This is a genomic window from Serratia sp. Ag1, assembly GCF_000743355.1.
In the GTDB taxonomy this organism is placed as follows: Bacteria; Pseudomonadota; Gammaproteobacteria; order Enterobacterales; family Enterobacteriaceae; genus Chania.
In genome coordinates this window covers 198,400-221,193 of the sequence record NZ_JQEI01000023.1, presented here as the reverse complement: position 1 = coordinate 221,193, position 22,794 = coordinate 198,400, and the positions used below count along the sequence as shown (strand labels likewise).

19 protein-coding genes and 1 pseudogene are annotated in these 22,794 nt (G+C 50.7%); 9 read left to right on the top strand and 11 right to left on the bottom strand.

Features of this window, described 5'->3' with window-relative positions:
* Position 1: 1 nt before the first annotated feature.
* Complete coding sequence (locus IV04_RS14395; RefSeq protein ID WP_037394506.1) at positions 2-463, top strand: NfeD family protein; 462 nt, start codon at positions 2-4, stop codon at positions 461-463.
* Here IV04_RS14395 and cueR read toward each other — a convergent pair.
* A complete protein-coding gene (gene cueR, locus IV04_RS14390) occupies positions 460-861 on the bottom strand; it encodes a Cu(I)-responsive transcriptional regulator (protein WP_037394509.1) in 402 nt (133 codons plus the stop codon). The genes IV04_RS14395 and cueR overlap by 4 nt on opposite strands.
* 109 nt (positions 862-970) lie before the next feature.
* Here cueR and copA point away from each other — a divergent pair, with 109 nt between their 5' ends.
* From copA to ybaK, 3 genes are all read left to right on the top strand, one after another.
* Positions 971-3,682 carry a copper-exporting P-type ATPase CopA gene (gene copA / locus IV04_RS14385; protein WP_037394512.1) on the top strand — a complete coding sequence of 904 codons (2,712 nt, stop codon included), beginning with the start codon at positions 971-973 and terminating at the stop codon, positions 3,680-3,682.
* Between the two features lie 133 nt (positions 3,683-3,815).
* Complete coding sequence (locus IV04_RS14380) at positions 3,816-4,619, top strand: TraB/GumN family protein (RefSeq protein WP_037394515.1); 804 nt, start codon at positions 3,816-3,818, stop codon at positions 4,617-4,619.
* Between the two features lie 193 nt (positions 4,620-4,812).
* Complete coding sequence (ybaK, locus tag IV04_RS14375; protein ID WP_037394518.1) at positions 4,813-5,292, top strand: Cys-tRNA(Pro)/Cys-tRNA(Cys) deacylase YbaK; 480 nt, start codon at positions 4,813-4,815, stop codon at positions 5,290-5,292.
* Between the two features lie 64 nt (positions 5,293-5,356).
* On the opposite strand, the gene IV04_RS14370 is transcribed toward ybaK, so the two are convergent.
* Positions 5,357-8,764: a glycoside hydrolase family 3 protein gene (locus IV04_RS14370; protein WP_197062132.1), complete on the bottom strand. Its 3,408-nt coding sequence runs from the start codon at positions 8,762-8,764 to the stop codon at positions 5,357-5,359.
* A gap of 419 nt (positions 8,765-9,183) precedes the next feature.
* Between IV04_RS14370 and IV04_RS14365 the strand changes: the two genes are divergently transcribed.
* Together IV04_RS14365 and IV04_RS14360 are read left to right on the top strand one after the other, a co-directional pair.
* The gene (locus IV04_RS14365; RefSeq protein ID WP_037394520.1) at positions 9,184-9,633 is read left to right on the top strand and encodes an STM2901 family protein; all 450 of its coding nucleotides are present in this window, start codon (positions 9,184-9,186) and stop codon (positions 9,631-9,633) included.
* Positions 9,624-9,968: a DUF1493 family protein gene (locus tag IV04_RS14360; RefSeq protein ID WP_037394523.1), complete on the top strand. Its 345-nt coding sequence runs from the start codon at positions 9,624-9,626 to the stop codon at positions 9,966-9,968. The genes IV04_RS14365 and IV04_RS14360 overlap by 10 nt, the downstream gene beginning before the upstream one ends.
* Positions 9,969-10,112: 144 nt before the next feature.
* On the opposite strand, the pseudogene IV04_RS27120 reads toward IV04_RS14360, so the two are convergent.
* Positions 10,113-10,199: pseudogene (locus IV04_RS27120) on the bottom strand (bifunctional metallophosphatase/5'-nucleotidase); the annotation flags it as partial.
* Between the two features lie 180 nt (positions 10,200-10,379).
* Between IV04_RS27120 and IV04_RS14355 the strand changes: the two are divergent.
* From IV04_RS14355 to istB, 3 genes are all read left to right on the top strand, one after another.
* Entirely contained in the window at positions 10,380-10,619 is a 240-nt protein-coding gene (locus IV04_RS14355) for a DinI-like family protein (protein ID WP_037441089.1), read from the top strand.
* A 247-nt stretch (positions 10,620-10,866) separates the two neighbouring features.
* A complete protein-coding gene (gene istA / locus IV04_RS14350; protein ID WP_037441061.1) occupies positions 10,867-12,039 on the top strand; it encodes an IS21 family transposase in 1,173 nt (390 codons plus the stop codon).
* Positions 12,039-12,836 (top strand): IS21-like element helper ATPase IstB, encoded by a 798-nt coding sequence (gene istB / locus IV04_RS14345; protein WP_037441058.1) that lies wholly within the window; start codon positions 12,039-12,041, stop codon positions 12,834-12,836. The genes istA and istB overlap by 1 nt, the downstream gene beginning before the upstream one ends.
* 308 nt (positions 12,837-13,144) lie before the next feature.
* Here istB and IV04_RS14340 read toward each other — a convergent pair whose 3' ends face one another.
* The 8 genes from IV04_RS14340 to IV04_RS14305 form a co-directional block, all read right to left on the bottom strand.
* Positions 13,145-13,642 (bottom strand): hypothetical protein, encoded by a 498-nt coding sequence (locus IV04_RS14340; RefSeq protein ID WP_037441056.1) that lies wholly within the window; start codon positions 13,640-13,642, stop codon positions 13,145-13,147.
* 17 nt (positions 13,643-13,659) lie between these two features.
* Positions 13,660-14,715, bottom strand: coding sequence for a hypothetical protein (locus IV04_RS14335; RefSeq protein ID WP_037441054.1), 1,056 nt, complete (start codon positions 14,713-14,715; stop codon positions 13,660-13,662).
* A 236-nt stretch (positions 14,716-14,951) separates the two neighbouring features.
* Complete coding sequence (locus IV04_RS24715; protein WP_051916803.1) at positions 14,952-16,763, bottom strand: prophage tail fiber N-terminal domain-containing protein; 1,812 nt, start codon at positions 16,761-16,763, stop codon at positions 14,952-14,954.
* Between the two features lie 65 nt (positions 16,764-16,828).
* Positions 16,829-20,248, bottom strand: coding sequence for a phage tail protein (locus IV04_RS14325; RefSeq protein ID WP_037441051.1), 3,420 nt, complete (start codon positions 20,246-20,248; stop codon positions 16,829-16,831).
* A 61-nt stretch (positions 20,249-20,309) separates the two neighbouring features.
* A complete protein-coding gene (locus IV04_RS14320) occupies positions 20,310-20,945 on the bottom strand; it encodes a tail assembly protein (protein ID WP_051916802.1) in 636 nt (211 codons plus the stop codon).
* Positions 20,946-20,977: 32 nt separating this feature from the next.
* On the bottom strand, positions 20,978-21,283 hold the full coding sequence (locus IV04_RS14315; RefSeq protein WP_037441049.1) for a YebO family protein: 306 nt from the start codon (positions 21,281-21,283) through the stop codon (positions 20,978-20,980).
* 43 nt (positions 21,284-21,326) lie between these two features.
* Positions 21,327-22,034, bottom strand: coding sequence for a C40 family peptidase (locus IV04_RS14310; RefSeq protein ID WP_037441046.1), 708 nt, complete (start codon positions 22,032-22,034; stop codon positions 21,327-21,329).
* Positions 22,035-22,042: 8 nt separating this feature from the next.
* Complete coding sequence (locus IV04_RS14305; RefSeq protein WP_037441043.1) at positions 22,043-22,792, bottom strand: phage minor tail protein L; 750 nt, start codon at positions 22,790-22,792, stop codon at positions 22,043-22,045.
* Between the last annotated feature and the right edge of the window lie 2 nt (positions 22,793-22,794).

Here is a 22,794-nt window from a genome sequence, read left to right as displayed (position 1 = left end):
CATGATTGAGCAGATCGCAGCAAACCCGCAATGGTTCTGGATCTCTCTCGGTGGGTTGCTGCTGGCAGCCGAAATGCTTGGTGCCAGCGGTTATCTGCTGTGGAGTGGCCTGTCGGCGGTGTTGGTCGGGGTGATCGTCTGGTTGCTGCCCCAGCTCGACTGGGAGTGGCAGGGGGCCATTTTCGCCGTTATGACCATCGTCGTGGCCTATCTGTGGTGGTATTGGCTGCGCCAGCGGCCTGCGGCAGCCAGCAGCGGTTCGCAGGTGCTGAACCAGCGTAATCGCCAGTTGATTGGTATCCGCTCAACCTTGACCGAACCGATGCACAACGGCATGGGCCGTATCAACATCGGCGATAGCAGTTGGCGCGCGCAGGCCAATGAGGATCTGCCGGTCGGCACCGAAGTTGAAGTGGTGGCCGTCGAAGGTGTTACGCTGGTGATCCGCGCGGTTAACCGTTAATGCTGATGACAGCAGCCTGCCAGATTGTTAATGATCGGGCAGTCTGCTCCCTCATCTCCCGGGCACTGTTCCGCCAAGGTTAACAAGCGTTGGCGCATTTTGCCCAATTCGCTGATGTGCTTTTCAATCTCGGCCACTTTCTGCAGCGTGCGGGCCTTAACATCGGCACTGTGGCGCGCGGGATCGTTGAACAATGTCACCAGTTCACGGCATTCATCCAGGTTGAAGCCAACCTGACGCGCCTGGCGCAACAGCGTCAACTCTTCAATATGCTTCGCATCGTAACTGCGGTAGCCGTTTTCCGTGCGGATTGGCGCAGTCACCAAGCCTTTCTCTTCATAGAAACGGATTGCCTTGCTGGTTAAACCGGTTTTTTTAGCAACGTCACTGATATTCATTGAACCCCCTTGACCTTAACCTTGCGGGAAGGTTTAACCTTATTCTTAATGATAATCATCAAGGCGGTCAAGCCTTAAGCAACGGCCCTTTTTTGCGAGGAAATAAATCATGAGTCACATTACCGTGCTGGCACTGCAGGGTCTTTCCTGCATGAATTGCGCGCAAAGGGTGAAAAAAACCCTGGAAAGCCGCAACGATGTCGAACAGGCCGAAGTAAACGTTCACTATGCCAAGGTGACAGGGGAAGCCCCGGCAAACGCTTTAATTGAAAGCGTTATTGCCGCTGGCTATCAGGCGCAGATCGCCACACAGGCCGATACCGAGCTACAGCTCTCCGGCCTTTCCTGCATGCACTGCGTTGGCAGCACCCGCAAGGCGTTAGAAGCCGTGCCCGGCGTCATCGCCGCTGAAGTCACTCTTGCAGCGGCTAAAGTGTATGGCGAGGCCGAAACCGAACAACTGATCGCCGCAATAGAAAATGCCGGTTTTCATGCCAGCCTGACGGGAGCCAGCAGCCACCCAAAAACTGAGCCGCTGACTGCATCTGAACCTCCTTTGCCGGAAACTCAGGCAGCGGCCCACACACTCCTTCCGGCAACTGACAACGATAGCGTCCAGCTGTTGCTCAGCGGTATGAGCTGTGCCAGTTGCGTCGGTAAGGTACAGAACGCGCTGCAACATGTTCCCGGTGTTGAGCAGGCGCGGGTCAATCTGGCAGAGCGTAGCGCGCTGATTACCGGTAGCGCAGCCCCCGAGGCCCTGATCGCTGCAGTAGAAAAAGCCGGTTATGGCGCAGAGATGATCCAGGACGAAACCGAACGCCGCGCACGCCAGCATCAAACCGCTCAGGCGAATATGAAACGCTTCCGCTGGCAGGCAGCGCTGGGGCTGGCGCTGGGGATCCCGCTGATGCTGTGGGATCTGTTTGGCGGCAGTATGTCGCTGACGCCGGAAAACCAGCAACCCTGGCTGCTGGTCGGCCTGCTCACTCTGGCGGTAATGGTGTTTGCCGGTGGGCATTTTTATCGCAATGCCTGGCGCGCGCTGCTGAACGGCAGTGCAACCATGGATACGCTAGTCGCTTTAGGTACCGGCGCTGCCTGGCTGTACTCCATCAGCGTCAATATCTGGCCCGACCTGTTCCCAATGGAAGCTCGGCATCTGTATTACGAAGCCAGTGCAATCATCATCGGTTTGATTAACCTGGGTCATGCTATTGAACAGCGTGCGCGGCAACGCTCGTCCCAGGCGCTGGAGCGGTTGCTCGATCTGACGCCCCCCACCGCCAGGCTGGTGACAGAAAACGGCGAACGGGATATTCCGCTGGCCGAAGTACAACTGGGTATGACCTTGCGCCTGACCACCGGCGATCGCATTCCGGTGGATGGCGAAATCCTGCAAGGCGAAGTGTGGATCGATGAAGCCATGCTGACCGGTGAAGCCGTGCCGCAGCAAAAAGGGATCGGTGACAACGTGCATGCCGGTACGGTAGTTGACGACGGTAGCGTGCTGTTCCGCGCAGCGGCCATCGGTAGCCAAACCACATTGGCGCGCATTATCAAGCTGGTGCGCCAGGCACAAAGCAGCAAGCCGGAGATCGGCAAGCTGGCAGACAGGGTTTCGGCGGTGTTCGTCCCGGCAGTGGTGGCTATCGCCCTGTTCAGCGGCGCAGTCTGGTACTTTTTGGGCCCGCAACCGCAGTTGATCTACACCTTGGTGATCGCTACCACGGTGTTGATTATTGCCTGCCCTTGCGCGTTAGGGTTGGCGACACCGATGTCGATTATCTCCGGCGTTGGCCGTGCGGCAGAGTTTGGGGTGCTGATCCGTGATGCCGATGCGCTGCAACAGGCCAGCACATTGGATACTCTGGTATTCGATAAAACCGGCACACTGACAGAAGGCCAGCCACGGGTGGTAGAAATCATCGCCTTTAACCCGGTAAATGAACAACAGGCATTACGCTGGGCGGCAGCGCTGGAGCAAGGGGCCAACCACCCGCTGGCGCGAGCCATCGTGGAACATGCCAGTGAACAAACCTTGCCGCAGGTGGCGCAGTTCCGCACATTGCGCGGCTTCGGCGTCAGCGGCGAAGTGGAAGGTGTACCGTTGTTGTTGGGCAATGCCAAGCTGCTGCAGGAAAACCAGATCGCGATCCCTCACGAATTGGATGCTCAGATGCAGCAACAGGCCGAGCGTGGTATCACTCCGGTCCTGTTGGCAGCCAATGGCAAACCAGCGGCCCTGATCGCCATCCGCGATCCGTTGCGCAGCGATAGCGTGAAGGCGCTGCAACGTTTGCATCAGCAAGGTTACCAACTGGTGATGTTAACCGGCGACAACCCGGTTACCGCCAATGCGATCGCTAAAGAGGCCGGTATTGACCGGGTGATCGCTGGTGTCTTGCCGGATGGCAAAGCAGAAGCCATCAAGCAGTTGCAGGCTCAAGGCCAGCGCGTGGCGATGGTGGGTGACGGCATCAACGACGCCCCAGCATTGGCTCAGGCCGACGTAGGCATTGCTATGGGAGGGGGCAGCGATATCGCGATTGAAACCGCCGCCATTACCCTGATGCGCCACAGCCTGCATGGGGTTGCTGACGCGCTGGCACTGTCAAAAGCCACCATCGGCAACATGAAACAGAACCTGCTCGGTGCATTTATCTACAATTCGCTCGGTATCCCGATCGCCGCCGGGGTGTTGTATCCGCTGACCGGCACGCTGCTCAGCCCGATGATCGCCAGCGCAGCCATGGCGCTTTCGTCCATCACCGTGGTCAGCAACGCCAATCGGCTGCTGCGCTTTACGCCCAAACAGTAACCCTACAGCGCAATGCAACCAATCCAACGGTTGCGTTGCGCTTGGCTTTGGGATCATTCCTGCACTGTTCAGACTTTCTTATGGGGCTGATAGCGTTTAGCATGTGGCAAACGTTAACCAGGAGCCACGCCGTATGGGTCAACTGCTACGCCGCATCGCTGCTTTCCTCGGCATTATTTCCCCAATCGCCCATGCCTATCCAGCCTTGGATATCACTCTGCCGGGCAACCGTCAGCTCCATCTGGTGGGTAGCATTCATATGGGTACGGTTAATATGTCGCCACTGCCTGCGCGCTTGATCGCGCGCTTGCAACAGGCCGATGCGCTGATCGTTGAGGCCGATATCACCAGCTCTTCCTCACCCTTTGGTCAAACCACAGAGCAAGAGCGGCTGGAACAACGCCTCTCTGCTGAGGAGTTTTGCCGGTTACAAACCCTGTGTCTGGAGTTGGGAACCGATGTGACCCCCCTCTCTACCCTGCCAGGCTGGCAAGTGGCTCTGATGTTGCAAGCACGACAGGCGCAGCAGCTAGGATTGCGTGCTGAATACGGTATCGACTATCAGCTGTTGCAGGCCGCTAAAGCACAACAGAAACCGGTGATTGAACTGGAAGGCGCTGAGGAACAACTGGGGATGCTGGAACAATTGCCAGAGGGCGGAATGGCGTTGCTGCACGATACGCTGGAACACTGGCATACCAATGCGCGGCTGCTGCAAACCATGATGAGTTGGTGGCTAGATACCAAACCGAACGCCACACAAGAGACCTTACCCTCCACTTTTTGCGCCGAACTGTATGACGTATTGATGCATCGTCGCAACCGCCATTGGCAGCAAAAATTAGAAGCGTTACCGCCGGGCAATTACGTGGTGGCCGTCGGGGCCTTGCATCTGTATGGCGAAGATAATCTGCCCGCCATGCTGAAAAACCGTTAAAAAAGTGGCCAATATCGCTATTGGCCAGTCAAAGAGGAGTTTTTCATATTTTAGTTATATCGGCAGAGTAGCAATCCAGCGAACCTGTTGGCAACCGCCTTTATTTATTCTCGCTGCTGGTTGCCTAGTCAGTTAGGTTTTTGTAGTTTACGGCTTCAGGCTGCAATCTTCCCACCGTTTAGGAAAACACCTTATGACGCCCGCAGTGGTACTGCTTGAAAAACAAAAGGTCGCCTTTACTCTTCATCCCTATCATCACGACAGCGAAGAAACCAACTTCGGTGACGAGGTGGTGAAAAAGCTGGGGTTGAATGCTGAACAGGTCTATAAAACCCTGTTGGTGGCGCTTAACGGCGATGGCAAGAATCTGGCAGTTGCGGTAACGCCAGTCGCCACCCAGTTAGATTTGAAAAAGGTCGCCAAAGCGCTGGGAGCCAAAAAAGCCGAGATGGCTGATCCGCTCCTGGCACAGCGGGTAACAGGCTATCTGGTGGGGGGTATCAGCCCACTTGGGCAGAAAAAACGACTACCAACGGTGATCGACAGCCAGGCACAGCAGTTCACCACAATTTTCGTTTCCGGCGGCAAACGCGGGTTGGATATTGAACTCGCCGCCAACGATTTATGCCGTTTGCTGACGGGTAACTTTGCCGATATCGCCAAGCGGGACTGAATGGTGGGGATTGAGAATGGAAAACGGTGGCCGCCTCGCAGCCACCGCAGTTCACACCTTAGAATCACTTGATAAACTTGATGTTCTTAATCTCGTACTCAAAGCCTGCTTGTATATTCCCCCACGCAGGGAATATCGTGAAGCTCTTAAGACTCTGATCAAAGTAAGCATTACTGACTTTAGCCACCACGCTACTCATCGGGACGACAATGGTTCGCCATTCGCCTATAACCAGCTTCGAGCCTGCCAGTGATTCGACAAACATATCCCCTGTGTCACCTTTGTTGCCATCGATTTTAATCACTAACCCGGTTTGTGCAGCATCTTGCTTTTGCGCGCCCAGCGATTTAACCAGGATATCGAACTGTAAATTACCGCTGGCGAACTGTTTGAAGTTCTGGGGCGCGAAATTAAAGTGCAATAGGCCTTTGTATGCTTCTGGGCTATTCGCGTTATATGCAACGCTGGTGACAGAATCCGTCGTCGTAACCGCCATATGCGTGAAGCCTTGCGGTATTGGTTGCCCATTATCCGTGCTGTACTGATCGCTGGTGACTATTGTTGCACTCAAGTCCGCCAGAATATCGTAGCTTGCACCCTCCAGCGGGGGCAATTCACTTGCATGGAACGTCTCGCAGGGAATCGCATCCTTCGGTAAACCATCAGGCTGCGGCACATAACGGATTGCACCGATATCAAAGTTTATCGCTTCTGCGGTGTAGATGAGGAAAGGCGTATTCATCATCTGATACGACATCCCGGTTTCTACCATACATTGAACAGGGATTTTAATTGTCGACCACTCGCTTGAAGGCTTGGGCAGAATATTGGCGATATTAACTTCGCCACGGCAAGGATATTCACAGTGCGTAGACAGGTTAACCAAAGCAGGGTTGCCTGAGTTAATGCGAATGTCGAATTCGATAGTCGAATTAGCATTCACATAGCGACTGTAATCAGCCCCTTTCCCGTCAATGGTCTGCATATAAATTTGAGCGGCAGATTTACCGACAAAGCCCTCGGTTTCCCCGCTGAAATTGACGTTCAAGGCCGACTGCTGCATGCCCTGATAGTCGATCCCTTTAGTGGTAACCGAACCAATGGTCGTTTCGCCTTTAGTAATTACCAGCTTCGACCAACCGTTAATATCTCCTGACATTGCAGCGACAAATTCGCCTTTGGCATTCTTACCGTAGATTTCCAGAGGAGAATCAGCCACGCCGGTATCAGGTGCGGAAATACCGCAGCCATAATCACGGGGATCCAGAGGAAGATTGTTCAAATCGGCTTCCGTTGCCGCTACATCAGTTTTGCCCGCGTAGTTCAAGCCATAGCCGTAGGGAAAGAGCTGCTTATATTCGCCATTAAGCTCCTGTTCAATCGCTTGGCCAGTGATCCCATCAACCGGAGTGACGTAGCCTGCAATATTGGGCGCAGCACGGTTAATGGTGGTCGAGCACTTGGTTGCTCCCCAGGTGTAGGATAATTTGCCTTTAAAATCCTTATCACCGAACAGCACATCCGTGATCCCCAGGCCTTCTGTACCGGGTAACCAGGCCGCGACAAACGCATTGGAGTTATTGATCTCTTCGTTCACATACAGAGGGCGCCCGGAATAGAACACCGTAACCACTTTATAGCCCTGTTCTTTGAGCGATTTAATCAGTTCAGCATCTTGCTTATACTTCGGTTTTAGCGCAGCGAACTCCAGCGTCTGTGATTTTGAAATATCACCGAACATTTCAGCGTAAGGATCTTCACCAATGACAGCAACCGCCACCGCTTCTTCAGGCGTAGTGGCTGAAACATCGGTAATCACATTCTCAGCACCGACCACGCGCTTCATGGCCATTAACAGAGTCTGAGCGTTCGGGAAGTCTTTTTCGATGGTGTTCCCATCGCCCTGCCATGAAAGCGACCAGCCCCCTGTTTGCTTGGTGATATCGTTGGCAGCAGAACCCACCACCAGATATTTCGCCCCTTTCTTCAGTGGCAGCACCTGCCCTTCGTTCTTCAACAGCACCAATGATTCTGATACCGCCTGGCGCGCTACGGCAACGTGTTCAGGGGCGCTCAGGATCTCCTGCTTGCCCGCTAAAGCACGCTGGCTGGGCATCGGTTTTTCCCACAGGTTGGCACGCATCTTGACGCGTAAAATACGGGTTACCGCATCATCGATACGCTCCATTGGGATAATACCGGATTTAACCTGATCGATGACGTTCTGGTAAAATGCGTGCCAGTCATTGCGCGATGTCACCATGAAGACGTCATTACCGGCGATAACTGCCTGCGGGCAGTTAGCCGCAGAGCAACCGTTGATCTCACCTTGACCGTTCCAGTCGGTCACAACCAAGCCATCAAAACCCATTTTGCCTTTCAGCACATCGGTGATCAGATACTTTGAGCCGTGGATTTTCTGGTTTTGCATATAACCAGAGTCGGTGTCAGAAGCAGAATAATACGGGTTACCTACCATCGGATCGAAGTTGGCCGGGTTCCACCATGAGTTAAATGAACTCATCACCACCTGTGCCCCCGCACTCAGGCCGCCGATATAGCCCATGGCATGAATGTTACGCAGATACTCCTCGGTGTAGCGGTTTTGACCGTGATCGATACCTTGCAGAGTGCCGCCGTCCCCCACCCAATGCTTAACGTTCGAAATCACGTTCAGTTCGCCTTTCAGGCCTTCTTCACCGCCCTGAATACCTTGCACCATACGTTTGGCATACTCGTAAACGATCTCGGGATCTTCAGAATAACCTTCGTATACGCGGCCCCAGCGATAATCACGCGGAGTTGCCACGGTCGGGGCAAACGTCCAGTCCAAGCCGGTTGCGACAATTTCACGCGCAGTCACTGCGCCAATCTTTTCAATCAGGTCAGGGTCACGCGCAGCCCCCAGGCCAATGTTGTGCGGGAAAACCGTTGCCATAAACACGTTGTTATGGCCGTGAACCGCATCTGTCGCCCACATAAAGGGGATTCTGAATCCGCGCCCTTCATAAGCACGTTCTACCGCCAGCCAATATTTATCCGCTTCTTTCGCCCACTCTTCAGCCGTGGCGTATTTATTATTACCTGGAGCAGCACCGCCGCCGTTCAGGATAGAACCTAATTTATATTTCTCTGCCTCTTCAGGGGTAACATCGCGTAAATCAGGCTGTACCATCTGCCCTACTTTTTCTTCCAGCGTCATCATCGCCAGAATGCGCTGAATTTCCGCCTCCATGGCAGGATCTTTTTTGATTACGCTGTTAACGTTTTCCCAATCGGCAAAGTAAGGCAGAGTGGTTGCTGGTGGCTTGATATCACCGCCATTATTCCCGCCGTTATTACCGTTGCTATTGTTGTTACCGTTGTTGTTGTTACCACTATTGTTGCTGCTATTGCTCCCGCTGTTATTGCTGCTATCCATAGTGCTTTTTTCTGCCGTATCACAGCCCGCCAGGGCTAAAGAAACAAGCATGCTAATGATTAAACTCTTTGCCTTCATTGCAAAATCCCTCTCTGAGTCACAAAGTGAATACTTTAGAAGACAGCCAGCTTTCCAAAGCATAAGCAATGTTTAACAGAGGGGAATAAATAATACTACGATATATTTCACACTTCGAAATAAATACCGATTTTGGGTAGAGAGGTCTATACCGAATTGCTTGTAGGCGGCCAGCGCTGGAGGCTCAGGACATCATGTGATTGGGCCGCCAACATGCAAGTATGATGGGTATATCGCTTTCGGTTAAGCACCACCTGTTGCCAGACTGATTGAAGCCGGTACGCGCCACATGACTGATATTGTGGCTTTTTTTTTCAAATTCCAAGTGTGACCATTGAAACCTTGTGTGTAGTTGGCTATGTTACAGCCAAGCCAATCGACAAGGAAAAGTGATGGATACGGTTGAACAGCTGGGCGGGAAGTATTTCTATAAAGGAATGCATAACCTGAGTGCTGGAGAATTGTTTTTTTGGATCTTCGTCGAAGAGGCCCAAAAACAGCTAGGTGTTGGTGATGTCATTGCTTTGGCATTGGTTATCCTGGGTCAGCCACTCAAGAGCACAAAATGGAAGCCCGCAGGAACAACAAAAAGCACAAGCATCCTCAGTGAGAACCTTCGACGCTGGGTTAATATAGAAACAGGGATGCGACTACCAACGCTTACGAATGTATCTATCAAAAGACGAAAGTTTAGTTACGTAACCAATCTTGGCGCTTTTTCTGGCCGATGGATACCTATCTTAGGTGTGGCTTTCATCGCTAATGATGTGACCACAATTGCATGGAAAGCGGTCACAACCTATCACCTCATTGCCAGAAATGGAGATCAATTATGGGGCTAGATGGTAAGGCACAAGAGGTTTTCGAGTGGTATGATTCGAAATGGAATCTTCCCACACCATTCAGCAAGAAACGACCACTAACAATAGACACCAGCCTGTCTACAGGCAGACACCCCTGGGCAAGAGAGGAAGGTGATCTCATCATGAATGAATTCTTCGACAAGTTTAGCGTGAAACGTGCAGGGTTCGATTTTCTAAAATACTGGCCATATGAAAGAGGATTTATTCCCAACTTCCTTTTGCCTAAATCACAGCGGGTTTATTATATCGAACCAGAACCACTAACTATCACTATGTTAATAGAATCCGCCAAAGCTGGCCGCTGGCTGTATTGACCCGATCTTACCCAGCAAAAATTGGACAGTTATCGCGGTGTAATGACGGTCGTTTTTTGTACCGTTTTGCGGAAAAGTTTTTTCGAAGGCAGGAAACAGCGGTTTTCAATCATATCACTGAAAGAAAACCGCTATTAAATTTAATTACTTATAAACAATCTCACCCTTAGGTTCAAACGCCGCCGCATCCAGCGGTGAATGCTTCTCGATATACTGCTTCATTAGGTGAGCGGAATGGAGATAACCAACTGTTTATAAGATAGTTATCTCCATTTCAACCACTGAAAACCATGAAAATATTGCAATTAAAAACTACTTTTAAAACAGGCGGTTAAAAATAGTTTTGCAGAATGGTTTTTCATAGATTTATACTGTATAAAATCACAGTCATCATATGGAGGCTAAATCATGCTGCATGTTGAAGTGACAATCGATAAGAAAAAGAAGCTGCCTGACGGTGCCGCTGCTGCGCTGGCCGTTGAACTCAACAAGCGTCTGCAGCGAAAATTTCCTGACGCGGAGGCTACCGTTCGGATGGCTGGTATGGATGGGCTATCAGTTGGCAGTGCGACACCGGCAGACAGGGAGGCGATCGAGGAAATATTGCAGGAGACATGGGAGAGTGCTGAAGATTGGTTCCAGTCAGAATGAACCCGATCAGCAGCACAATCATTGAAGGGGTGCGAATTTACTACCCTACAGCAGCGGAGCCAATGCCAGTACCTGACCAGCGGCTGCCGTCTTTCACCGTTCGGCCCGCAGGTCGCTGGTATTGGCTTTATGCTTACCGTAACGGGTGTTAGCGCCAATGATATAAGACAGTAATTCACCATTTGGATTGTCCGCTCCACCCAACATGTTGTTTCCTTGAGGTTCTCACACCAGAAAGGACATCAGCATGCTGAGCAGAGAGGACTTTTACATGATAAAGCAAATGCGCAAGCATGGGGCGTACATTGTCGATATTGCGACTCAGGTGGGGTGTTCTGAGCGCACCGTCAGACGGTATCTTAAATACCCTGAACCACCGGCCAGAAAAACGCGCCACAAAATGGTCAAACTGAAGCCGTTCATGGACTATATCGACACGCGGCTGGCAGAGAATGTCTGGAATGGCGAGGTCATCCTCGCAGAAATCAAAGCAATGGGTTACACCGGTGGACGCTCTATGCTGCGTTATTACATCCAACCCAAACGCAAAATGCGGCCGTCAAAGAAAACCGTTCGCTTCGAAACCCAGCCCGGTTACCAGCTTCAGCATGACTGGGGCGAAGTTGAGGTAGAGGTCGCCGGGCAGCGATGCAGAGTTAACTTCGCGGTTAACACGCTGGGGTTCTCCCGCCGCTTCCATGTCTTCGCCGCGCCAAAGCAGGATGCAGAACATACCTATGAGTCACTGGTCCGTGCCTTCCGTTACTTCGGCGGCAGTGTGAAAACCGTGCTGGTTGATAATCAGAAAGCCGCGGTGCTGAAAAATAACAACGGAAAAGTGGTGTTCAACTCCGGGTTCCTGCTGCTGGCCGACCACTATGACTTCCTGCCACGGGCCTGCCGCCCGCGCAGAGCAAGAACCAAAGGCAAAGTGGAGCGGATGGTGAAATATCTCAAAGAGAACTTCTTCGTCCGGTATCGCCGGTTCGACAGCTTCGCCCATGTTAACCAGCAACTGGAACGGTGGATAGCGGATGTGGCTGACAAACGGGACCTTCGCCCGTTCAGGCAGACACCAGAGCAGCGCTTCGCGCTGGAAAAAGCGCACCTTCAGCCGTTGCCGGAGACCGACTTCGATACCAGCTACTTCGATATCCGCCATGTGTCATGGGACAGCTATATCGAGGTGGGCGGCAATCGTTACAGCGTACCTGAAAACCTCTGTGGGCAGCCGGTCTCGATACGGATCTCGCTGGATGATGAGCTACGGATCTACAGTCATGATCAGCAGGTGGCCACACACCGACTCTGTTCAGCCTCATCTGGCTGGCAGACCGTACCGGAACATCATGCGCCACTCTGGCAGCAGGTCAGCATGGTGGAACATCGCCCACTGAGTACCTATGAGGAGTTGCTGTGATGCATGAGCTTGAAGCGCTGTTGGGGCGTCTGAAAATGGAGCACCTGAGTTACCACGTTGAAAGCCTGCTGGAGCAGGCGGCTAAAAAAGAGCTCAACTACCGTGAGTTCCTGTGCATGGCGCTGCAGCAGGAATGGAACGGTAGACATCAGCGCGGAATGGAATCCCGGCTGAAGCAGGCACGCTTCCCGTGGGTCAAAACGCTGGAGCAGTTCGACTTCAACTTCCAGCCAGGTATCGATCACAAGGTCGTCCGGGAGCTGGCGGGGTTGGCGTTCGTGGAGCGCTGCGAAAACGTGATCCTGCTGGGGCCACCGGGTGTGGGTAAAACCCATCTGGCTGTTGCTCTCGGAGTGAAAGCGGCAGATGCAGGTCACCGTGTGCTGTTCATGCCGCTGGACAGACTGGTCGCTACGCTGATGAAAGCAAAGCAGGAGAACCGGCTTGAGCGTCAGTTGCAACAACTGAGTTATGCCCGGGTGTTGATCCTGGACGAGATAGGCTATCTGCCAATGACCAGAGAGGAAGCGAGTCTGTTCTTCCGGTTGCTGAACCGCCGATATGAAAAAGCGAGCATCATCCTGACATCCAACAAAGGCTTCGCAGACTGGGGAGAGATGTTCGGCGATAACGTCCTGGCAACGGCGATCCTGGATAGACTGTTGCACCACTCAACGACACTGAATATCAAAGGAGAAAGCTATCGGTTGAAAGAAAAGCGCAAAGCAGGTGTTCTAGCTAAAAACGCAACGCCAATCAATGAAGATGAAATGGCGGAAAGCGGGCAACAAAAGTGATCAAATAGCGGACATTAAAAATGGCGAAAAACGGTCATAAATCTTGGCGTTGACACGGGGGCTGGCATCTGGCTTACAACCAGCCACTAGCTACCCCCTCTGCTGTCATCATTGCTGCCGTACGCCATCACTGAAGCAACCAGTTCTTACATTAGTAACTTCCGGGTACCCTTGCATATGAGAGGTAAAGGAAATATTCTATCTGTGAAAATTTCAATTGCTGATAGAGAAATCCTACCAATACGTTGATTTCTGGTAGATATTCTCATTATAATTAGTTTTATTCGATATAATTACTAGTGATTCAATCACTCTTTGGAAAGGTCTTTTAGCATATCCTGCTTTCTTTTCTTCTTGGCATCACGTTGGACTAGTTGGGCCTTGAAATTTGAAACTTCTATTATTGTTTTGTGGATCAATATAACTGAGAGTAAAGACAACCCAAAACAACCGCCAGTAATTAAAACCCCTGTCTTGACGTACTTAATATCCGATGACGATAGGTAGTTCATTATTATCAACATAGTTGCAGAAAAAACATAAAAAACCAGCCACAAAAAGAGTCTCTTAACTCTCCTGTCAACTGTATAGTCTAACCTGGGTAGTTCACTATCGGAAAGGGTGGTATTTTCCTTAAGCTCATTTGTCTTGGAAATAGCTTGCGAGCAATACGTTATAGGGATAATCAAAATCCCGACCATACCAAGAGGGATCAATACGCTCTCGCTAACTTTAAATGTTAAAAAGTAGAATAAGGCGCCACCTAGTAAAAATGATAATGTTATCAAAATTATTTTTTTAAACATTTCTCGCGCCTTACTTTTTAGTCCGCTTTATCAAGCTCACCAACATTAATTTTAGTGCTGAGCCAAGTATGCATTTTTAGGTAGAGATCATCCTCATAGACCAATCCGTCTATATATTTAATGCTAACATTACCAGAAAGTTTCAAATCATTTCCTTTCAGAACACCACCACCTTTCAGAGATACAGTGACATCATCACCCTCTGAGTGCCTAAGCGAAGTAGCAATTGCATCTATCGCCTTTTGCCCTCTTTGTGTTGTTTTTCGTAAGTATGTAATCTCCAGATTTACTTGAAGATTTGCCTCGTCAAGCACATCACCAAGATCAAGTTGATCCACCCAATCATTACCTAAAACCGCAGCAATCACATCACCTCCCTTGCCAGCAGGCATGAACTTCACGGATTTAACCTTCCGAAATTCCGCTCCGGGTCCTGTCTGTACCATGGTGTCTTGAAGCTCAGACTTTCCTTTTATCGGTGAACCAATTTTAATGCTTTTAACCGGGGCTGCATTAAGTTTTTCGACTGCATCTTTTGTTGGTTTATCTTGTAAAATTATAGCCGATTGGTCATCTAGCAATGAGCACTCTGTAAGTAGCCAGTTTAAATGATCTTCCAACTCTCTAGCCCTAAGAGAACTAGACTGAAGCATAACCATATGATTGCCATAAACACCAAAGTATAAAAACGAGTCTACAAACTCTCGTTTTAATCTCATTTTGTTTGCTGGTCTAGCGCTTCCCTCTATTTTAAGTTCAATCTCACTTGATGTTATTGCTTTTATATCGTAGAAGGGAACATCACCACTCATAGTTAGAAGCGCTTGGCTCCTTCCCTTCTCAAAGGAAATAAGCTGACCAAAGAATACAGACTTGTAATTATCACTTTTATTAAGAAACCTGAAGCCGCTGTTTTCGTCTGATGGATTAAGGCATTCTTGCCGACTATCGACCTTTTCCCTTATGCCATGCTTCCCTACAGCAGATTCAAGCAAACTTTGCAGCGTGCAACTCGCATTTTTTATTACCGCTCTTTTATAATGTATCGCCTTTTGCTTGTTTTCTTGAGACATCATCATTCCTTGTAATGAAAGATACAGAGAATTTACATCATATATCTCAAAGAAAAATTTAGTTATCTGTATTTTTGAACAGTCAACTGTATAAATAAACAGTAACTTACTACCTAAGTTTGAACAACGAGGTTTTACCTATCGATTACCCACACAGTATCGCTAGGTAGACCGCCCACTGCGCGCCGGCCCACCGCCACTCCTGCAATGAGCCGGGATTTCTCCCGGCCTGGTTGTTACTCCTTGGTTTCAACTTCCGGTGTATCGCCCTGTTCCAGTTCGGTGCCGCTCTCCGGTTCAGGCGTAGCCGGTTGCTCAGTTTCGGGGGCTGACTGCTGATCGGTATCAGGTACCACCTCGGGATCTGGAATTGGTTCGGGTTCAATCACCGACTCTGGCTCATCTCCTGCGGGCATCTCTACACGCAGATCAATCCAGCGACCCGCAGGGATATCGATCGGGGTTCCATCAGCGATCGCTTTCCCATCCTGCAGCACGATGTTACGAGTGAATTCAGGCCCGGTTTTGTATGCCCGGTGATATGTTTTAATCTCAAGATCACCGTCTGGCAGCACAGTGTAATCAACCCAGATCAGCGGGCGCTTGTTCTGGTCCGTTGGAATTTCGATCCCCCCTGCTGGACCGCCCCACGCTGGATCGCTGTTGAACCCAAAAACCCCATGCACGATATAGTGGCCGGTATCGATACGCTCAGTTGTTACGCCCTGGCTCTGTTCATTGAGTTCGCTGTGGCCGTCACTAAATAGCTTAACGATCGGAGATGCTTTCTTGATGAAGCCGTTGGCATCTACTGTAGTGTTTGCTGTTGTATAATGTTTATTCCATGGCGTTGAATCGGTATCCGGCGTGTCTGAGAGTGAGAAACGACTCGTTACGGTCCCATCAGTAGAGATATACAGTTGAGCACGACGATTAGAGGCGTATGCCGATTGAAAACCGGCACCGTTGCCCGGAGCCAGCCCCGTAGCACCCGCTTGAGCAATGAACCCGGTTGTTTTTGAAGCTATGCTCATACCGAGATAACCCAGCCCATAAGCGCCTATTTGCACAAATCGCGTATCGTTTTTGCCACGGGAATCGAAAATTTCCCAGCTAGACCATGTATCGGTAGATGGAATATAAGTTCTTGAAAAGTAGGAATCAGCAGTATGCCATGGATAATAAAATTGGCTTACGGCCTCCTTGCCATTTGTCGATGCTCTTGACTTGATGACTTTTAAAACGCCCGCAGCACCAATCGGATAATTGCGAGCTACTGTTGCGTTAGCGGTTACAGGTTGATAATAATCCCCTTCATCAGTAACGGTATTTAAATCCAGTGCGCCCAGTGATGTTGCTTGAGTGGAAACTTTGATACCGTTTGAATAAAGCGCCCCAGGGAACCACGCAGTACCATCCGGTTTGAATTGCGCCGTGTATGCCGTACCGCTCCAGCGAAGATTTAGCTGCCCTGTATCGGTCTGTGCGTAAATCCCTCCTTTATCGGCACCAGACTCATCACGGAATCTGAACAGCGTATTAGGCTTGCCAGCCGTAGCCTGGATCATCACTTCGCCATACGAGTAAATGTTAGCTTTAGAAATCAATGTGCCATTAATCGTTTGGTCTGTTGTCACTGATTTTTTAACAGTGTCATTTGCTGATGCCGCTGCATTTGTCTCGCTGATCTTTGCCGCTGCTGCTGAGTTTGCTGCTTCTGCACGCATACGATCGACAGTGGCCACAATCTCCGGCGTGAGATCTGCTTCGCCTGGAATAGTCAGGAAGTCGTTGAGCGTCCCGTTTTGTGAGTTCAACGCGACGGTAATACCGCCCACGCGCTCCGGCTGACGGCCGCCTGCCGTGATCATCACATCGTATGCGCCGGGCTCTACAGTCAGCGTGTACTTGCCAGTTGCATCGGTGATCGACTGAGAACGCGCCTGGTTAACAACTGTTGCCGAGGTTCTGATTGCTCGTAATTCGATGACTACACCCACGCGCGGGCCGCCGATCGGGTCTTTCAGAATACCGCTAATTACTGCCATAGGTTTATTCTCCAAATAAAAAACCCGCTCAGTGGCGGGTTATGATGATTTCAATAATTAATTGCTTATGAGAAACGGTTCTGGCCTTTTCTAAATGCTATTACTGCCATTTCACCGCCAGTACCAGGAGTCCCTGGCCCCGGGTTAATTGTGCTAGTCCATACAAGGCCGCGTTCAGCCCCTGTAATACCAAACTCAACGTCAAGTGTTCCGTTTGCCGGAACATCAATGACTATAGAGCCGCGATACACAGATGTTGGTCCTGCGTGCGCACTCCAATATTCAACCCCGTTAATTTTTATATAAACAGACCCTGCCCCGCTTCCAGTTCCATACACAGATATAGTTACATACGGAATTACAACTACGGAAGGGTATGGCAATCCGCCATGGAAATACCTATGCGTACTGTCGTTAGCACCGACCACGTAAACAGGACTCCATACACCGACATGCGTGTTATCGCCGATTAAATTTTCCGCATAAACAGTACCTTTAAATGTACCGTTGGAACCCGTTATATCTCCTTTGAAATATCCACTATCAGCGTATATTGCCCCTTTAAAATATCCGCTATCAGCGTGAATGGTCCCTCTGATATAAACATTATTAAACCAAGCCGCACCCCGCTTATCGATCGCCCAGCCTATCGTTTTTGCCGGATCCGCATTCCACACCCAATCATATGATGTTATAGATTCACCAATTTTTGCGTTAGTTATGGAACCGTCCTTGATGAATGCCGCGTTCATAAAAACTTGGTTTTTATCAATTGCAAACGGGATAGATACCCCTGCTGCTGTACCGTCTACAGAATTTAAAACCGCAAACCGATTAGCATTTATCAGCACTTGACTCTGCATGCCATCTGGCGTGTTCTCAACACCAACACCGATACCGGCAAGATATTGTTTTCCGTCTATGGTTTTTGCAACTTTGACAGACCACATATCCTGCAACTTACTGGCATCTTCAATTGGTTTTTGCAGCTCTTGTGCGAGTTGCGTTTTAGTAATCTGATCTTTCAGATAACCTAAAACCACGTCGGCTTCACTGCTTGATGTGCCTTCTGTCCAGGCTGTCCACGGCCCGGTATTGCCGAGTCTGTCAACGAGACGGGCTTGAAACCAGAACCGCACCCCAGCATTTAGACCGGTCATCGTATGGCTCCGCTGAGGATAGGCGTAATCGCCCAGGTGCATCGCGCCAGCGCCGTCCGGCTGTGTGCTGTACCAGATTTCAGTGCGTTGCGTATCCTCAGCGCCAGGCGGGAATGCCCAATTCAGCACGATGCCAAACACCTGGCCGGTGGTCGTGAAACTCGCTAACGCTGGCGGTTCACCGATTTTTCCGGATAATGTGGCCTCCGGCGCATTAGCCCAAATACTAGAGATTTCAGCCGCGTTGATGGCGCGAACGCGAGCCTGATAGCGCCCTGCATAAATCCCCTGCACTTCAATGCCGAGCGCTGACGTACGCAGTCCGGCAACCCAATTGCCATTATCACGCCGCCACTCCACTTCGTAGGCGATCGCGTTCTCAGTGCTATCCCAAGTCACTCGCAACGTGGCAACGGATAAGCCTTGGATCATCGCTGATGTTTCGCTGATTTTAACGTTCTTCGGTGGTCCCTGAACCCCTGGCGGGATAATAGAAACAGGGCGATCTTCCAGTCTGGCGCCATCATCTATGTACGCATATTTGTTTGGGTCATGCTGAGCGGCCGTTATCGAATAGGTATTGTCGCCATTGTCAGCAATGCCTATAACGCGGTACTGCTGAATAGCGAGATCATCAGCATCGATTGACCATGCCGACTCCGGTGCTGGTGTTTCGCTGTAGTTTGCCGTAACAGTCACGGTATTGCCGCTTACTGCTTGAATGGTTCTGGCTTGAGATCTTCCTGAGGGCAAATTAATAATCAGGCGATCACCCACTTTGGCATCAGGCTTTCTATCCAGAGTGATATTCCGCCCGGATACAGAGCGAATGCGGCCGCCAATCGCCCGGCCTGCCAACATCTGATCAGCAACCCCGATGATATGCCCGGGTAGCGGGATAACCCCATCCAACCCCACAGAAAACGAAACCACGCGATCTTTGCTGTTGGTGAGCAATGCCCAACGCCCGCGACGATTCGCTTCACTCTGTCGGGTGCAGCCTATCACAGTAAGTTCCGTTTGGTTGGTGCCATAGCGACGGGCCAGGTCGTTATCAAAAACAGCTTCAACAGCATCAGCGTAATGATTATCTGGATCAGACCAGGCGACCATTGCAGTTGTGTAACGAACGCGTTCACTCGATGCCGAGTATGCAAATTTCCCGTTAATCACGTTGGCACGGGTGTAAATGTAATCGACATCGCGAGGCATGTCAGCCAGCGCAACAAGTTGATTCTGCCCCCAGTAAGTCATGCCCCGAAAGATGGCAGCCAGATCACTTAATACTGTCCATGCATCTTTGCGAGACTGGATATACACGTCGCACGTAAAGCGAGGCTCTTTGCCCCCGCCGCCTCGCCCATCAGGCACCAGTTGATCGCAATACTGCGCGATGCGATACAGCTCCTCCTCTTTAACCAGGCTGGAATCAATGCGATTTCCCAGGCCGTACATGCTGGACGTCACAATATCGTAAAACACCCAGGCAGGGTTATTGCTGTGTGCCCACTTAAAGCCGCCGTACCAGGTACCTGTATAGGTTCTGGTTACAGGATCGTAATTATCCGGTACGCGGATAATCGCCATTTTCGGCTTGCAACTGATTTTGGGAATGTTGGGAAACTGTTTTGCATCAAATTCAATAAATAACAACGCCGTATTTGGGTAGCGGAGTTTTGCATCAATCACTTCAGTGATCGCCTCAACCGTCATCGCGTCAGTAACACGGGCAGTGCTTGAGTCGGCCGTAATGCGGCGGGCGCGAATTTGCCAGCCCGTGACCGCTTTGGGTAAGTTAATGCGGTGCGAGCGCTCGTAAAGCGTTGTTGTCTTACCATCAACAGCGGATTTTAATACCTCTTGATAGGCTCCGCCGTCCGTCGCCAGATCGATAGCGTACTCAACGCGGGTGCCGTTGACGTCGCCATTATCTTCTTGCCTGATTAAATTGGCCCATCCGAAACGAACCCGCACGGCGGACAACTGCGTATTGCTGATCGAGCGTACCCACGGCATGGTATTTTTCAGAGTGGTATTAACGGTTATTTCATTCTCCACAGCAGGTATGCCCTGAATATAATCCTGATGCTGTGTGCCGGGCCGAAACTCCCAGGTTACCCCGCTGAAGTTATCCGTCCCATCTTCATTGGTAAGCGGGGTGCCATTCAGATAAATATTCTTTCCATCCAGTCCGCCAACCCATTCCCCTTCGCCCAGAGCAAGCAAAATTTTGGCGCGGGCAATAGACTGAATACTATCCGGCGACTCTACAGGCGTACGCCCGCCACCACTCCCACCTTTGTGGCCTTTAATTATGTTTGTCATATTTCTCCCATAACAAAAATCCGCAAAAGCGGCATGAGGATATTTAACGAGGGGGAATTATTTACATCTGATCTTCGGTATGGATACCGGCGGAAATTACAGCACCACCAATTTCACGGCAGCCATAACCTATAGCAACAGGATTGCCCTGCGCCACTGAGTTAACCGGCCCACCGAAGGCATAGCTCGGCTTATTATCCGGGCTTTCGCGCATTCGCAATTTACCAGCCTGCGGGGATAGCATTTGAACAATACCACCCAGGGCCATTGATGCACCAACAAGAGCCACAGATCCCCACGCTCCCGCACTCGCAAATCCGGCACCAAGTCCTATAGCTGCCCCGCCAGTAAACGCAGCAGCTACGGCGATAAGCGCAACGCCGAGAATTGTTTGGAATAACCCGCCGCGTTTGCTTCCAATAATCACCGGCACCAGGTGAATATCTTCATTGCCTTTGGTCATTTCCAGCTCAGCTTCCGCAATGTTACGCTTTCGTTCATTACCGACAAATACGGCAAAGGTTAAACCTCGCTTATGCGCCTCCATCATGTACCGCTCGAACCCATCAAGCAGGCATTTAGCCGCTGACATCATCTTGGGTACACTGTGAGCTTTATATTTAAACTCACGCCCAAATCGCTCGATCAGGGGGCCATGAAAAACCATTTTCCTGATTGGGACATCAATAAAAGCCATGTTACCTCCAATAAAAAACCCTCCGAAGAGGGCTACTTTTTCTTATTTAAAAAATGCTCTTTTAGTGTCTCTGCTATTGGAATATTGGTGGGTTCAGGTGTTTTACTTTCCTCACTACAAGAATCATAGCTACCTTTCATTGATGACATTTTTCCTATTTCAAGATCAATAATGGCATTCATTTTTTTGTCTATTGATTCCAGTAATTCAATTTGCCTATTAGCTCTTACGCTTGCCCTATTGAGATAAAACCAAACTGCGATACCAATAATCCAAAGAATAATTATCAGAACAACTGCTCCAGCACTATATTCATAACCACCACCATACCTGTACATGCCATTCTCCAAATAATATTGATAAACCCCAGAATGATAGCACTCACCGCAGGTCTTTGTGACGCAGTACCTTCACAGTTCTCTCAAGCCATTGGCCGCCGTATGGCACGCGCTGGCTCAACATCCCATACATATGGTGGAGCAGCATGCCGTCTACCAGCAGCACCCCGGCGTGGTTCGGTACTGGGGCCGATATCTGCATGATAACCAGATCACCGGGTTGCGCTGGGCCGCTGAACTCACGAAAACCGCACTCGAACCAGTTATCCAGATAGCGGTTTTCGGTACCGGATTCCCACCAGGGGTAATCTACCCGATAATCATTAAGTTCAATGCTGTGCTCCTGCCGGTAGTAACTCATGATTAAGCCCCAGCAGTCCGTATACCCCAGCACAAACTGGCGACCGATAAGCGGCAGATCACCGCGCGGGTAGATCGTCCGCAAATCACCTTCGGGCCAGCTCACAATATGCCACGGCAGCTCTGTTGCATCACACTGAGCCTTGTCCAGTTCGCTCGGCTGCGTGGTTGCGTCAGGGTGGCTATGCACAATGGCAGTGATCTTGCCCCACTCCTCAACCTCCATATAACCCGCAGGATCAAGCTGAAAGTCTTCGGTGGGCTTTTCTGCCAGGTTCTTGCAAGGAAAGTAGCGCTCCACGCGTGAGCGTTGCGCCACCACTCCGCAACATTCTTTGGGGTACTCCGCTTCAGCATGAGCCATGATGGCCGATAATGTTTTTTCCCGCATAACTCACCTCATTGGCGGATCAGTGCAGCACCAGGCATGCCACCGAACGGCACCGGATTATTTTCACCGAAACGCTTTTGGCAGTCGCTGAGCAGGCCGCCGCACCGATCTTTGCTTGGGTCGTCTACCGGATTGCCTTTTTCGTCAAAATATAAGTTACCGGCGTAATCACATCCCTTGCCGGTTCGATACCAGCCGCGGGAACACCAGGTACAAATGCTGTGAATCTGGCGCGTTGGGATGAGTTGCCCGCGCAGATCGGCCGGGCTCGACAACTCAAACTCGACCACTTCATCCGTTTCCGTCGCTTTGCGATCGATGTAGAACACCTGCACTTTCTCCTGCACCGGATCGGCGGTCGGGTTACCATCTGGAAAATTGCGGGCATCCAGGTAATGGGCGAAAGTGTCGCGTATCGTCACCTTGGCCTGAGCCATATCGTCAAACCTGAGACAGAGCGCAGTGATCAGCCCGTTGAGGTTTGCTACGGATAATTTGGGGTGTGAGCTTTGTCCGTCGCCGGAGATTTCCAGCCCTTCGATCTGAACCGGCCAAGGGCCGTACTCCTTTCCCTGCCACCATATTGATTTTGCCGGTAACTTATTTTCGTCACCGCCAGCAGCGGCCAACTCTTCGGGTGTAAAAGGTAAGGTGTCGCTGTGAAACCGCAAAATATCAGCACCAAATAAAGTACCGTCAACCTCATAGAGCCGAACGCGGTTACCCGGCTCCAGCTTCTGTACATCAGCATTAAGCATGA